The organism is Catellatospora sp. NPDC049133 (assembly GCF_040648455.1).
GTDB classification, from domain to species: Bacteria; Actinomycetota; Actinomycetes; order Mycobacteriales; family Micromonosporaceae; genus Catellatospora; species Catellatospora aurea.
The window spans coordinates 78265-91623 of record NZ_JBEZDT010000019.1; the positions used below are offsets into that span (position 1 = coordinate 78265).

14 protein-coding genes are annotated in these 13359 nt (G+C 72.7%); 9 read left to right on the forward strand and 5 right to left on the reverse strand.

Going from position 1 to position 13359, the window contains the following annotated elements; all coding sequences use genetic code 11:
• Positions 1-62: 62 nt before the first annotated feature.
• Both AB0B35_RS22185 and AB0B35_RS22190 read left to right on the forward strand, forming a co-directional pair.
• Positions 63-1151 (forward strand): hypothetical protein, encoded by a 1089-nt coding sequence (locus AB0B35_RS22185; protein ID WP_361048445.1) that lies wholly within the window; start codon positions 63-65, stop codon positions 1149-1151.
• 91 nt (positions 1152-1242) lie between these two features.
• Entirely contained in the window at positions 1243-2709 is a 1467-nt protein-coding gene (locus tag AB0B35_RS22190; RefSeq protein ID WP_361048447.1) for a hypothetical protein, read from the forward strand.
• A 52-nt stretch (positions 2710-2761) separates the two neighbouring features.
• On the opposite strand, the gene AB0B35_RS22195 is transcribed toward AB0B35_RS22190, so the two are convergent.
• From AB0B35_RS22195 to AB0B35_RS22205, 3 genes are all read right to left on the reverse strand, one after another.
• Complete coding sequence (locus AB0B35_RS22195) at positions 2762-3238, reverse strand: SRPBCC family protein (protein ID WP_361048449.1); 477 nt, start codon at positions 3236-3238, stop codon at positions 2762-2764.
• A gap of 1 nt (position 3239) precedes the next feature.
• Positions 3240-3581 (reverse strand): metalloregulator ArsR/SmtB family transcription factor, encoded by a 342-nt coding sequence (locus AB0B35_RS22200; protein ID WP_360531628.1) that lies wholly within the window; start codon positions 3579-3581, stop codon positions 3240-3242.
• 109 nt (positions 3582-3690) lie between these two features.
• Complete coding sequence (locus tag AB0B35_RS22205; protein WP_361048451.1) at positions 3691-3867, reverse strand: hypothetical protein; 177 nt, start codon at positions 3865-3867, stop codon at positions 3691-3693.
• Positions 3868-3880: 13 nt separating this feature from the next.
• Between AB0B35_RS22205 and AB0B35_RS22210 the strand changes: the two genes are divergently transcribed.
• Genes AB0B35_RS22210 through AB0B35_RS22220 form a run of 3 tightly spaced genes read left to right on the forward strand, consistent with a single transcriptional unit; the run spans position 3881 to position 6137 of the window.
• The gene (locus tag AB0B35_RS22210) at positions 3881-4216 is read left to right on the forward strand and encodes a PadR family transcriptional regulator (protein WP_120319830.1); all 336 of its coding nucleotides are present in this window, start codon (positions 3881-3883) and stop codon (positions 4214-4216) included.
• Positions 4213-5163: a permease prefix domain 1-containing protein gene (locus AB0B35_RS22215; protein WP_361048453.1), complete on the forward strand. Its 951-nt coding sequence runs from the start codon at positions 4213-4215 to the stop codon at positions 5161-5163. The genes AB0B35_RS22210 and AB0B35_RS22215 overlap by 4 nt, the downstream gene beginning before the upstream one ends.
• A gap of 11 nt (positions 5164-5174) precedes the next feature.
• A complete protein-coding gene (locus AB0B35_RS22220) occupies positions 5175-6137 on the forward strand; it encodes an NAD(P)-dependent alcohol dehydrogenase (RefSeq protein WP_361048455.1) in 963 nt (320 codons plus the stop codon).
• A 70-nt stretch (positions 6138-6207) separates the two neighbouring features.
• On the opposite strand, the gene AB0B35_RS22225 is transcribed toward AB0B35_RS22220, so the two are convergent.
• Both AB0B35_RS22225 and AB0B35_RS22230 read right to left on the reverse strand, forming a co-directional pair.
• A complete protein-coding gene (locus AB0B35_RS22225; protein ID WP_361048457.1) occupies positions 6208-8133 on the reverse strand; it encodes a glycoside hydrolase family 18 protein in 1926 nt (641 codons plus the stop codon).
• A gap of 166 nt (positions 8134-8299) precedes the next feature.
• The gene (locus AB0B35_RS22230; protein WP_361048459.1) at positions 8300-9691 is read right to left on the reverse strand and encodes a hypothetical protein; all 1392 of its coding nucleotides are present in this window, start codon (positions 9689-9691) and stop codon (positions 8300-8302) included.
• Between the two features lie 253 nt (positions 9692-9944).
• Here AB0B35_RS22230 and AB0B35_RS22235 point away from each other — a divergent pair, with 253 nt between their 5' ends.
• The 4 genes from AB0B35_RS22235 to AB0B35_RS22250 all read left to right on the forward strand — a co-directional run bounded on the left by AB0B35_RS22235 (position 9945) and on the right by AB0B35_RS22250 (position 13189).
• The gene (locus tag AB0B35_RS22235) at positions 9945-10466 is read left to right on the forward strand and encodes a ribbon-helix-helix protein, CopG family (RefSeq protein WP_361048461.1); all 522 of its coding nucleotides are present in this window, start codon (positions 9945-9947) and stop codon (positions 10464-10466) included.
• 67 nt (positions 10467-10533) lie between these two features.
• Entirely contained in the window at positions 10534-11424 is an 891-nt protein-coding gene (locus tag AB0B35_RS22240; RefSeq protein ID WP_361048463.1) for a DUF4097 family beta strand repeat-containing protein, read from the forward strand.
• Between the two features lie 14 nt (positions 11425-11438).
• Complete coding sequence (locus AB0B35_RS22245; protein WP_361048465.1) at positions 11439-12410, forward strand: ATP-binding cassette domain-containing protein; 972 nt, start codon at positions 11439-11441, stop codon at positions 12408-12410.
• Complete coding sequence (locus AB0B35_RS22250; RefSeq protein WP_361048467.1) at positions 12407-13189, forward strand: ABC transporter permease; 783 nt, start codon at positions 12407-12409, stop codon at positions 13187-13189. Before AB0B35_RS22245 ends, AB0B35_RS22250 begins: the two co-directional genes overlap by 4 nt.
• The last annotated feature ends 170 nt before the right edge of the window (positions 13190-13359 follow it).

Below are 13359 nucleotides of genomic sequence, written 5' to 3' on the forward strand. Positions count from 1 at the left end.
GGCCCGTCCTGGTGTAGCCGGGCGGGTCGGCGCTGTCCGCCCACGCCAGTACGCTGCCCGCCATGACGCACACCGAGCGGACCCTGGCCGCATTGCTCGCCGAGGCGAAAGCCCTGCCCGCAGGCCGCACGAAGTGCGAGCGCCTGGACGAGGTGATCCGCCTGGCCGACGCCGCGGGGTTGGACGCCTTCGCCTTCGACACCCGGCTCGGGGCCCTGGGCGACTACACGGAGGCCGGGCAGACCCAGCGCGAACTGCTGGCCCTGTCGAGGTGCCTGGCAACGCTCGACCGCACGCCGGAGCTCGTGACGCCGTGGCAGCACCGGCGGCTGCTGTGGTCGCTGGTGTACGCGCCGATGAACCTGGTCCGGTTCCCCACGGTGGCCCGGCAGCAGATCGAGCAGGTGTTCGCCGACGCGGAGCGGCACTTCCGCGGCTCCGGCTACCAGATGCACGCGATCTACCAGCTGCGCATGTACGTCGCCCTGCATCTCGGGGACCACGAGGCGGCGCTGACCTGGCACGACCACTTCGTCGTGGCCAAGCCCGACCAGATGTCGAGCTGTAGCGCCTGCGTGCCGTCGTATCTCATCGAGTGCTACGAGGAGACCGGCCAGTTCGCCCGGGCGGTCGAACTCACCGAGAAGGTGAAACACCTGACCTGCCACGGGCAGCCGTACTGGCTGCTCAGTCACGCGCTGCTGCCGTACGTGCGCACCGGCGACCTCGACGGGGCCCGCGAGGCTCAGCGGCGCGCCTATCCGGGCATGACCGACGCGAACTGGCTGCACGGCATCGGCCTGCACCTGGTGTACTTCGCACTGGCCGGCAACGAGGTACGCGGGCTCGATCTGGTCGAACGCCATCTGCCCTGGCTGGACAGCTCGCCGTCGCCGTTCCAGACGATGGAGTTCGCCTCGGGCGCGGTGATGGTGCTGCGCGCGCTGGCGCAGGCGGGACACGGCGGCACGGTGGTCCGCGACGGCCGGCGCGGCGGCGAGCCGCTGACCACCGTCGCCGCGCTGTGCGACGAGCTCTCCACGACCGCGAACGACCTCGCCGGGCAGTTCGACGCCCGCAACGGCAACGACCACTTCCGGCGTCGCCTGGCGGCCCGGTCGGTGCCCACCGCCGACGCACCGGCGCGCTGACGGCCGGGGCGTCGTTGCCCACCGGCCGGGTTACCGATAATGTCCGCGCCTGACGCGGCCCGTACCGCCGCGGCCAGGCGAAGGAGGCACGATGGCGTCGTCCGGGGTGGTCTTCCCCGTCAGCGCCGGCACCGAGCGCAGCACGTCCGCGCTGGGCCGGGCGGTGGTCGCCGACGCGCTGCGGCCGGTGGACCCGGTCGGGGCGCGGGCGGCCGAGCACGAGACCAACTGGCGCGCCGACTACCTGGTGCACTTCCGGCGGCTGGTGGAGGCGGGGCTGCTGTCCGGTGACGCGGCACGCGGCAGCGCGGCGGCGGGCCTGGCCTCCTTGCACCAGCGCATGCGCGTGGTCACCGACGACGGCGAGACCGGGCTGCGCGAAGTGTTCGCGCGCAAGCCCGACCCGGCCGCCGAGCTGGGCACGGTGACCGTCGGCGGCGACGGCGACACCGACCGCGAGCTGTCCCTGCCGTACCGGGGCGAGCGGTTGCGCGGTGACGCGCTGGCCCGGCAGCTGGACGCCTGGGTGAGTGCCGGGGTAGTGGAGCCGAGCTGCGCCGAGGCGGTGCGGGCGGTGCTGGCCAATCCGGACTGGCTCGACCTGTCCGACGTGCGGGTGGTGGCGCTGGGCGCGGGGGCGGAGATGGGCCCGACGCACTCGCTGCTGCGCTGGGGCGGCGAGGTCGTCGCGGTGGACCTGCCGCGGCCGCAGCTGTGGCGGGGCCTGCTGGAGACCGCCCGGCGGTACGGCGGCCGGCTGCGCGTCCCGGTCGCCGCCGCGCGCCGCGACCACACGGACCTGGCCGAGGTGGCCGGCGCGGACCTGCTGCACCAGCTGCCCGCGGTCGCGGACTGGCTGCTCGGCATGGACGGCCGGCTGGTGATCGGCAACTACGTCTACGCCGACGGGGCGACCAACGTGCGGGTGTGCGCCGCGGTGGACGCGCTGTCCGAGCACCTGCGCGGGCAGCGCCCGGACACGGCGCTGGCGTTCCTGGCCACGCCGACGGACGTGTTCGCCGCCCCGGGTGAGGCGGTCGCGCAGGCCGACGAGAAGTACCGGCGGCCGTCGACGCTGCGTACGCTGCGCGGGCCGCTGCGGTTCGTGTCGGCGGGGCGGCTGCTGCGGCGCAACTATCCGCCGGACGCCGACCCGGGCATCTGCGACAGCCTCGTGGCGCAGCAGGGCCCGAACTACGCGCTGGCCAAGCGCTTGCAGCGGTGGCGGGCGGCGGTGGCCCGGCACGAGGGGGCGACGGTCAGCTTCAAGGTCGCGCCGCCGACGCGTACCCGCTCGGTGGTGAAGAACCGGGTGCTGGCAGCGGCCTACGCGGGCGCGCCGGCGTTCGGGGTGGAGGTGTTCGAGCCGGCCACGTCCAACACGCTGATGGCCGCGCTGCTCGTGCACGACCTGCGCAATCCCCCGCCGGTACGCGAGCACGTGTGGCAGGAGGAGGCGCAGGGCGCGGCGCACGGCGGGCTGTGGCGGATGCCGTACGCCCCGCGCAGTGCCCTCGGGCTGGCGGCGCTGCTCGGCCTGGGCGGCGCGCGCAACTGAGACGGCGCGGCCCGCACCGGCGGTCGTCCGCCGGTGCGGGCCGCCGCGCCGGTCAGGCCAGCGTCTTGAGGTAGGCGTCCAGTGCCCGGTAGGACTCGTTGGCCCCGCCCTCCATGCCGAAGGCGACCATGCCGTCGCGGTCCTCCTTGTTGGCGAACGTCGAGGTGCCGGTGAGCGTGGTCTTGCCGTCCTTGTGCTCGAACACCAGCCGCTCGACGGAGATGTGGCCGGGCATGCCCTCCCACTCGAAGGTCTGCACGATCAGCTCCATCGGCACGATCTCGCGGACCTCGCCGCGGAAGGCCCACTCCTCGCCGTTGTCGCCGTGCTCGACGATGCGCCACTTGCCGCCGGGCCGGAAGTCGAACGCGGTGACATCGGCCTCGTGGCCGCGGGCCCACCACTTCTTCAGGTGCTCGGCCTTGGTGTGCACCTCCCAGACCAGCGCGAGCGGCGCGTCGAAGCTGCGCGTCATCACGATCTCGAGGTCGCCCTGCAGTTTGACGTCCAGGGTCTTGGTCTCGCCCATCTCACTTCTCCTCTTCCGAGGGACCCGTCTGCTGAAGGGTCCGCAGGTAGTCGTCCAGCCGGTCGTAGCGCTCGTCCCAGAAGCGGCGGTACTGCTCCGCCCAGGCGGAGATGTCGCGCAGCGGGGCGGCCTCCAGCCGGCAGGGCCGCCACTGGGCGTCCCGGCCGCGGGTGATCAGACCCGCCTGCTCCAGCACCTTCAGGTGTTTGGAGACCGCCTGGAGGCTGATCGGGAACGGCTCGGCGAGCTGGTTCACGGTGGCCTCGCCGTCGGCCAGCCGGGCGAGGATCGCCCGTCGGGTCGGGTCGGCCAGCGCCGCGAAGACCAGGCTCAGTCGGTCCATGACCGCCTCTCTATTCAACCATCCGGTTAATCAACCGACAAGTTGAGTATGCACCTCACACCACCCCTGTGCAACCCATACCCCGGAAAACACGAACGGGCGGCGCGGGTCAGGAGGCCTTGGTCAGCGGGCAGGTGACGTAGCCGTTGCTCAGCTCCGCCTTGTTCCCGGAGCAGGTGTAGGAGACGGTGTTCTTGGACAGGTCGAGGTTGCCCTCGCCCTGTACTGACAGGAAACCGTCAGCGGACGGTCGGCGACGACCGTTGCCATACTGTGTGGCACACACTATCGTGTGACGCATGGTGAACGACGAGCAGCTCTCGACGCATCTGCAGGAACTGCGCCGGGGCACCGTCGTGCTGGCCTGCCTGCTCGTGCTGAGGCAGGCCAACTACGGATACGCGCTGCTCGACCTGCTGGAGCAGCGCGGTTTCGCGGTCGACGCGAACACCCTCTACCCGCTGCTGCGGCGCCTGGAGAAGCAGGGGCTGCTGACCAGCGACTGGAACACCGACGAAGCCCGGCCGCGCAAGTTCTACCGCACCAGTGCCGAGGGCGAGCAGCTCGCCGAGACGCTGGGCCGTGACTGGGACGCCCTCGACGCCGCATTCCGTGCTCTGAAAGGCCGGCCATGACCACCCTCACCGACCGCTATGTGGACGCCGCGCTGCGCCGCCTGCCCGGCCGCCAGCGCGCCGACATCGAGAAGGAGCTGCGCACCGCGATCGCCGACGCCGTGGACGACCGGGTCGAGGCCGGTGCCGAACCCGCCACGGCCGAGATCGAGGTGCTGACCGGCCTCGGCGACCCGGCCCGGCTCGCCGCCGGCTACGCGGACCGGCCGCTGCACCTGATCGGCCCGGCGCTCTACCACGACTACGCCCGCCTGCTCACGGTGCTGCTGGCCACGGTCGTGCCCGCAGCGGCCGCGGGGGTGGGCCTGGTCCGCGCGCTGCACGGCGCGGACCCCCTGGCCTTGGCCGGTGACGTGCTGTCGGCGGCGTTCACCACGGCCGTCCACATCGTCTGCTGGACCACGGTGGCCTTCGCCGCCATCGACCGGCTGCCTCGGCTGCGCCGCGGCCCGGCCCGGCCCTGGAGCGTCGAGGCGCTGCCCGTGCCGCCCAGCCGCCGGGCCCGCTACGCGGAGCTGGCGACGCTGACCGTGATCACCGTGCTGTTCTCGACGTTCGTGCTGCTGACACCCGTGGTGAGCACGCAGAGCGACCCGAGCGGGAAGCCGATCGGGCTGTTCGCGCCGCGGCTGTGGGACACCGGCCTGGTCTACGCGTTCCTGGCGGTGGTGCTGGCCGGGCTCGGCTTCGCGTTCGCGCGGCACTACGCGCGCTGGAGCGTGCCGCTGGCCGTCGCCGGCTCGCTCGTCGACGTCGCGGCCTCGCTCGCGCTGATCTGGCTGGTGACGACGGACCGGCTGCTCAACCCGGCGTTCGTCAGCGCGGCCGGATGGGGCCCCGAGGTGCCCCGGTGGATCGGCATCGGGCTGGTCGCCATGTCCGTCGTCACCCTGCTGCACACCGTCGCCGAGGCGGTGGGCCAGGCCCGCCGCGCCACCCCGAGCTGAGGAGAGCACCCGTGAAAGCCATCGTGTACGACAGGTACGGCTCCCCCGACGTGATCCGCCACGCCGACGTGCCCACCCCCGCCATCCGTCCTGATCAGGTGCTGGTGCGCGTGCGCGCCTGCTCGCTCAACTTCGGCGACCGGGCCGCGCTGCTCGGCGAGCCGCGGCTGATCCGGCTCGCGTTCGGGCTGCGCCGGCCCAAGGCCCCGATCCTGGGCCGCGACGTGGCCGGCACCGTCACCGAGGTCGGCGCGCAGGTCACCGCCTGGCAGCCGGGGGACGACGTGTTCGGCGAGGTCAACCAGCGCGGCTTCGCCGAGTACGTCGCCGTGCCCGCCGCCCATCTCGCCCGCAAGCCCGCCGGGGTGACGTTCGAGCAGGCCGCGACGCTGCCGGTGGCCGCGTCCACGGCACTGCAGGCGCTGCGGCTGGGTGGTGTCACCACGGGCACCCGGCTGCTGGTCAACGGGGCCTCCGGCGGCGTGGGCACGTTCGCCGTGCAGCTCGCGGCCGACCTGGGGGCCCGGGTCACCGGCGTGTGCAGCACCCGCAACGCCGAGCTGGTGCGCTCGCTGGGTGCGGAGGTCGTCGACTACACCCGGGAGGACTTCACCGCGGCGGACCGCGGCTACGACGTGATCCTCGACCTGGCCGGCGGGCACCCGCTGGGCGCGTACCGGCGGGTGCTCGCGCCCGGCGGCGTCTACCTGTCCTCCAGCGGCGCGGGCGGCCGGACCCTGGGCCCGATCCCGCACCTGCTGAAGGTGACCGCGGCCGGCGTGGTGGCCCGGCAGCGGCTGCGCGTGGTGGCCAACCGCCGCGACACCGCCGACCTGGACCACCTCGCCGCCCTGATCGCCGCGGGCCGGCTCACGCCGGTCATCGAGCACGTCCGCCCCCTCGCCGAGGCGGCCGAGGCCTTCCGCGCCCAACTCGCCGACCACGCCCGCGGCAAGACCGTGCTGACGGTGTGACCCGCGACGCCACGGAAAGCCGAAGGCCCGGCGCCAGGATCTCCCCGGCGCCGGGCCTTCACGGTACGGGTCAGGGCATGGACACCAGGTGGTTGTGGACGGTGTTGGCGAAGTTGTAGCCGTTGGACGCGTCCCAGTTGATGGACCAGGTCATCGCGCCGCGGATCGTGGGCCAGCGCGCCGGCGGCACGAAGCTGCCGCAGTTGGTGCCGGCGGCCAGGCAGTTCAGCGCGTTGTTGACCACGGTCGGGTTGACGTAGCCGCCACCCGCGGCCTGGGTGGTGGCGGGCAGGCCGAGCGCTATCTGGTCGGGCCGCAGCGCCGACTGCAGCTGGATGCAGGCCAGCGCCGTGAGGAAGTTGATCGTGGCCTGCGAGTACGCGAACTGCTGGTCGCAGCCGAGCATGCTGCCCGAGTTGTAGAACTGGGTGTGCACGATCGTCAGGATGTCGCGGATGTTGAGCGCGAGCGAGAAGTAGCCCGCCCCCGTCGACTGCATGTCGATGGTCTGCGGGGCCATCGTGATGATCAGTCCTGACCCGACGCGCGAGCGCAGGTTGCGCAGCGCCTGCTCCATGTAGGTGGCGTTGAGCCCGTTCTCGAGGTCGATGTCGACGCCGTTGAAGCCGAAGTCGGTGATCAGGGTGTAGAGGCTGTTGGCGAAGTTGGTCGCCGCCGTCGAGCTGTTCACCGAGACCGAGCCCAGCTCGCCGCCGACGGACAGGATGACCTTCTGGTTGCGGCCCTTGAGCGTGGCCACGTCGGTGCGGAACTGGGCGTTGGTGTAACCGCCGAGCGCCGAGGACAGCCCGGAGTCGACGTTGAAGGTCACCGCGCCGGGGGTGCCGGACACGGCGTCGGCGAACGCGACGGCCACGATGTCGTACGTGGTCGGCACCGACGACAGCCGCAGCGGGGTGGCCCCGTTGACGAAGTTCTGCCAGTACCCGGTGAGCAGGTGCTTGGGCAGGGTGCCGGTGGTGCAGCCGGTGGTGGTGCCGGACGCGGCCGCCGACGCCGGGGACTCGCCGGTGGCGTTGTAGGCGCGCACGGTGTAGGTGTGGCTGGAGCAGGTGGCCAGGCCGGTGATGGTGGCGGAGGTTCCGGTGACGGTGGCGCGCACGGTGCTGCCCTCGTACACCCGGTAGCCGGTGACGGTGCCGGACGAGGCGCTCCAGGAGACGTTCAGCGAGGTGTTGGTCGCGCCGCCGACGGTGACGTTGCCGGGGGTGCCGGGCACGCCGGTGCCGCAGCCGGTGGTGGTGACGGTGACGTTGCCCGAACGCGGGGACTCGCCGGCGCTGTTGTACGCCGCGACCGAGTAGGTGTGCGTGGTGCACGCGCCCAGGCCGCTGATCGTGGCGGAGGCGCCGGTGGGGTTGGCGACCACGGTGCTGCCCTCGTACACCCGGTAGCCGGTGACCGTGCCGGACGACGCGCCCCAGCTCAGCGCGACCGACGTGTTGGTGATCGAGCCCGCGGTCGGGGTGCCGGGCGTGCCGGGCACCGGGTTGGTGCCGCCCTGGCCCTGCAGGGACACGTCGTCGGCGAAGTAGGTGCCGGTGCCGTACCAGCCGTGCAGGTAGACCTGGATCGAGCTGCTCGCGGCGGTGAAGGTCAGCGTGAGCTGGGTCCAATTAGTCGCGTTCGGGGTCCAGGTGGAAACGCCGCCGTTGACGCCGAGGTAGACGTAGCTGCCCCGGACCCAGGCCGACAGCGTGTACTGGGTGCCGGAGACCACCGAGACGGTCTGCGTGCACTTGGAGTTGTCGGAGGCGCTGGCCGCACCCTGCAGCGCCTTCGTGCCGGTGCGCACCGGAGTGGACACGACGCTGCCCAGGTTGCCGGTGCAGCTCCACGGCGACAGCGCGCCGGTCTCGAAGCCGCCGTTGACGAGCACTTCCGCGGCGGAGGCGGGGGCGGACAGCGCCGCCACCGCGAAGGTGGTGACCAGCGCGGTGGCCAGGGCCGCCGCCGCTGTTCGCAGTCTGTTCATGGGAGCTCCGATCTCAGGACACGGGGGAGCCGTTCTCCTGGGATCGTCGCGGGTCGATAATTAACAGTCAATAAGCCTTACTATTAATTCCCACCAATTGAGACAGTGCATCGACGACACAGGCCCGCTCGCCTGACGCGAGCGGGCCTGTGCTGCTGGTACGTGACTACTCGGCGTCCGCGCCGACGCGCTCCGCCTGCGGCATCCGCTGCGCCGGAACGGCGAGCTCGGCGTCGCGGCGGCCGTTGGCGTACTCGGCCAGCTCGGGGTCACCCTCGTGGTGGCGCTGCTCGGCCTGCTCCTCGTGCGCCTCGGCCACGGCCTCCTCGCCCTGCGGCGGGCCCTCCAGCTCCAGCACCGCCTCGATCTGCTCCGCCTGCACCTCGACCTCGTCGGGCTCGGCCGCCGAGTGGCGGGGGTTCGGGCGCATCTGCACGCGCGGGTACTCGCCGGTCTCGACCCCGCCGACGGCGGCGGCCATGACGGCGGCGGCGGCCAGGTTGGCCACCCGCTCCGCCTCGCGCTGCACCCGGGCCCGCACCGCCACGGCGTGGCGCTCGGCGGACTCGGCCGAACGACGGGCCTCCTCCAGCCGGTGCAGCTCGTGGTTGAGCTCCTGGGTGGTCTCGCTGAGGCGCTGCTGCAGCTGGGCGACATCCCGCTCGGCGGTGGCGCCGTCCTGGCGCGACTGCACCAGGCGCTGCTGGGCGATGTCCAGCTCGGCCTGCAGCTGGGCCAGCGCCTGACGGCGGGCCCGGATCTCCTGCTGCACGACGGTGAGCTGCTGCTGGTGCGCGGCGTTCTGGTCGTCGGCGCGCCGGCGCAGGTCGGCCGCGTGCTGCTGGGCCTCGGCGTGCAGCGCGGCGTTCTTCTGGTTCACCGCGGTGCGCTGGCCGGCCAGCTCACGCTCGGCGGCCGCGCGCAGCTCGGCGAGCTCGCGCTCGACGTTGGCCTTCCACTGCGAGACCTCCTGCTGGGTCTGCGCGCGGGCGGCCTCGACCTCCTGCTGCACCCGCACCCGGGCGGCCTCGACCAGGGCGTCCGCCTCGGCGCGGGCGTGCTCGGCCTGCTGGGCGTTCTGGTCGTGCACCCGCTTGAGCTCCTGCTCGGCGCGCTCCAGGGCGCCCTCGCTCTCGGCGCGCAGCCGGTCGGCCTGCTCCCGGGCGTCGGAGAGGATCTTCTCCGCCTCGTCCTTGTGGTGGGCCATCTGCTGGGCCGTGGTGGTGGTGATCGCCTCGGCCTGCTTCTCGGCCAGCTCCAGGATCTGGTCCACCATCGGGCCCAGGTGGCGGAACGAGGCCCGCTCGACCTGCGGCGGGCGCTGGCGCAGCTCGGCCAGCTCGGACAGGTCGGTGTGCTGGCGCTTCAGCCGCTCGGTCAGGTCGCGGACCTGCCCGAGCGCGCGCTCACGCTCGGCCGACAGCGACGACACCTCGGCGTTGATGCGCGCGATGTACTGCTCGACCTGCCGCTGGTCGTAGCCGCGCAGCTTGACCTCGAAGTCGGGCCGTGCCGCCAGGTCGTCGCGTAGTGCGAGCACGTCCTCGTCCTGAGACATACGTCTTCCTCCACAAGATCACGATCGCGTCGGCCGGCGGTGGCCGCGCCGCCGGGGGTAGCGGTGCGTTCGGCGTACCCGCCTGCGCATCCGCAGACGGTACCGGCGTCCCTATGTTCGCCGTCACCCCGCCCCGCCACCAGTCCACCGACCGTTCACGTTTGTGTCGGATCGGGGCCTGCCGGACAGGATGGCACCACAGTTGAGCCAGATTGGCTTGCCTATGGCACCACGGTGGTGCCATAGTGATGCCATGGAACTGACGCCCTACGTGGAGAAGCTCCGGGCGGAGCTGGCAGTCGCGGCCGAGACCGGTGGCGCGGAGGCCCGCGCCCTCGCCGAGCGCCTGGCCGTGCCGCTGGAGTCGGCGATCCGGCTCACGCTGCTGGAGGCGATCTCGGCCGCCGCCGACGAGATCACCCGCGACCTCGCGCCCGGCTCGGTCGAGGTGCGCCTGCGCGGGCTCAACCCGGTCTTCGTGGTGAACACCCGGCAGAGCCCGCCCGAGGAGCACCCGGTTGCCGCCGCCCCCGCCGCCGCACCGGCCTGGGACGAGACCGCCGGGGAGAAGGGCGCGACCTCGCGCATCAACCTGCGCCTGCCCGACGAGCTGAAGGCGCGCATCGACGAGGCCGCCGCCCGCGAGCGGCTGTCGGCCAACTCCTGGCTGGTCCGGGCTGCCGCGGCCGCGTTGGACGCCACCGCCGCGCCGCGCCCCGCAGCCCGCCCCAGCGGCACGGACCTCGGCCAGCGCTACACCGGCTGGGCGCGCTGACCCTGCCCCGTCACCCACCCCCGCCCACCAGCGGATTCACCGAACAGACCGAGGTAAGGGGAGCACCATGCCCACTTTCGCCACACCCGATCCGATCACCGTGTCCGTCAGCGTCATCGCCGCCGACGTGCGCATCCTCGCGACCGAGCGCACCGACACCGTGGTCGAGGTGCGTCCGGCCGACAACGGCAGCAAGTCGATCAAGTTGGCCGAGCAGACCCGCGTCGAGTACGCCGACGGCCGCCTGCTCATCAAGACGCCCAAGCACCTCAGCACGCTGATCGGCCGCACCGGGTCCCTCGACGTCGACATCCACCTGCCCGCCGGGTCGGCCCTCGACGGCGACTCGGGCCTCGGCGACCTGCACGTCGACGGCCCACTGGGCGACTGCCGCTACAGCTCCGGCTACGGCCGCCTGTACTTCCAGCAGACCGGCAACCTGCGCGCGAGCACCGGTGCGGGCGAGATCAGCGCCGACCTGGTGTCCGGCGACGCCGACCTGTCCACCGGCGCCGGGCGCACCCGCGTCGGCGTCGTCGCGGGCAACGCGGTCATCAAGAGCTCGACCGGCGGCTGCGAGGTCGGCACGATCGCCGGCACCGGCCGGATCAACGGCGCCGACGGCCCCATCACCGTCGGCCGGGCCGCCGCCGAGCTGACCGCCAAGACCGCCAACGGCGACGTCACCGTCGACCGGGCCGAGGGCGGGCTCACCGCCAAGACCGCGTTCGGCGACATCCGCGTCGGCGCGGCGGTGCGGGGCACGCACGTGCTGGAGACCTCCGCCGGGCGCATCGACGTCGGCATCCCCGAAGGCACCGCGGCCTGGCTGGACCTGAGGTCGAGCCGCTCGGTGCGCAACACCCTCGACAACGTGCCCGGCCCGGAGGAGTCCGACGAGCGCGTCGAGGTGCGCGCCCGGACCCACTGGGGCGACATCACCATCCACCGCTCCTGAGAGGACACTCCCCCATGCCCACCCCCGCGAACGCCATCGAGGTCGCCGGCCTGCGCAAGGCGTACGGTGCCAAGACCGTCCTGGACGGCATCGACCTGCGGGTCCCCGCCGGCACGATCTTCTCCCTGCTCGGGCCCAACGGCGCCGGCAAGACCACGATGGTCAACATCCTGTCCACCCTGCTGCGCCCCGACGCCGGCCGGATCAGGGTGGCGGGCCACGACCCGGCCACCCACCCCGACGACGTGCGCGCCGCGATCGGCCTGACCGGCCAGTTCTCCGCATTGGACACCTTCCTGACCGGCGCGGAGAACCTGGCCCTGATGGCCGACCTGAACCACCTGGACCGCAGGGAGGGCCGCCGCCGCATCGCCGACCTGCTGGAGCGCTTCGACCTGACCGAGGCCGCCGGCAAACCGGCCACCACCTACTCGGGCGGCATGAAGAGGCGGCTCGACCTGGCCATGACCCTGGTCGGCAACCCGCGGGTGGTGTTCCTGGACGAGCCGACCACCGGCCTGGACCCGCGCAGCCGCCGGACCATGTGGGACAGCATCCGCGCCCTGGTCGCCGACGGCGTCACCATCTTCCTCACCACGCAGTACCTGGAGGAGGCCGACCAGCTCGCCGACCGGGTAGCCCTGCTCAACCACGGCCGCATCATCGCCGAGGGCACCCCGGCCGAGCTCAAGCGGCTCATCCCCGGCGGGCACCTCCGACTGCGCTTCGCCGGGCTCGCCGAGCTGGAGGCCGCCGCCCGCCTGTTCGGCACCTCGACCCGCGACGACGACGCACTCACCCTGCAGGTGCCCAGCGACGGCGGCGTCCGCTCGCTGCGCGAGGTGCTGGAACGGCTCGACGGCGCGTCCGTCGAGATCGCCGAGCTGACCGTGCACACGCCCGACCTCGACGACGTCTTCCTCACCCTGACCGGCCGGCCCGACGCCACCGGCTCCCCCGCCCTCGAAGGAGCGAGCAACCGATGAGCACCACCGCGTACGCCCTGCGCGACTCGTCCACCATGCTGCGGCGATACCTGCTGCGCGCCCGCCGCTACCCGCTGATCGGCTTCCTGGTCGCCATCCCGGTCATCATGCTGCTGCTGTTCGTGTACGTCTTCGGCGAAACGCTGGGCGACGGCATCGCCGCGGGCGGCGGCCGGGCCGCGTACGCCAACTACGTCACCCCCGGCATCCTGCTGCTCGCCATCGCGAGCGCGCCGCAGCTCACCGCGATCGGCGTGGCGCAGGACATGACCGAGGGCATCATCGCCCGGTTCCGCACCATGGCCATCTTCCGGCCCGCCGTGCTCACCGGACACGTGCTGGGCAACCTGGTGCAGCTCGTCGTCGCCCTGGCCGTCGTCGTCGGCGTCGCCGTGCTCGTCGGCTTCCGCCCGAACGCGACCCCGGTCGAGTGGCTGGCCGCCGCCGGGCTGCTGACCCTGGTCTCGTTCGCCGTGACCTGGTTCGGCGTGGCCTGCGGGCTGACCGCACGCACCGTCGAGTCGGCCAGCAACCTGCCCATGCCGCTGATCCTGCTGCCGTTCCTGGGCAGCGGCTTCGTGCCCACCGACTCCATGCCGAGCGGCGTGAGCTGGGCCGCCGAGTACCAGCCGTTCACGCCGGTCATGGAGACGCTGCGCGGCCTGCTGCTGGGCACGGGCATCGGCGACAGCGGCTGGCTCGCGCTGGCCTGGAGCCTCGCCATCACGGTGTTCTGCTACATCTGGGCCAAGCGCCGCTTCAACCGCGAAGGCGCCTGAACCCGCCGCGCTGTTGCGCCGACGGGTGCGGAGCAAGGCTTTGGGCGCAGAGCAAATGCGTTGCGCACCACATACGGCGGCGGCCACCGGACCTCCCGGCGGCCGCCGACGCACACCTGCCGCGCCGGACCCGCCTGGATCGTCGGACTTGCCTGGCAGGTGTGCGAATC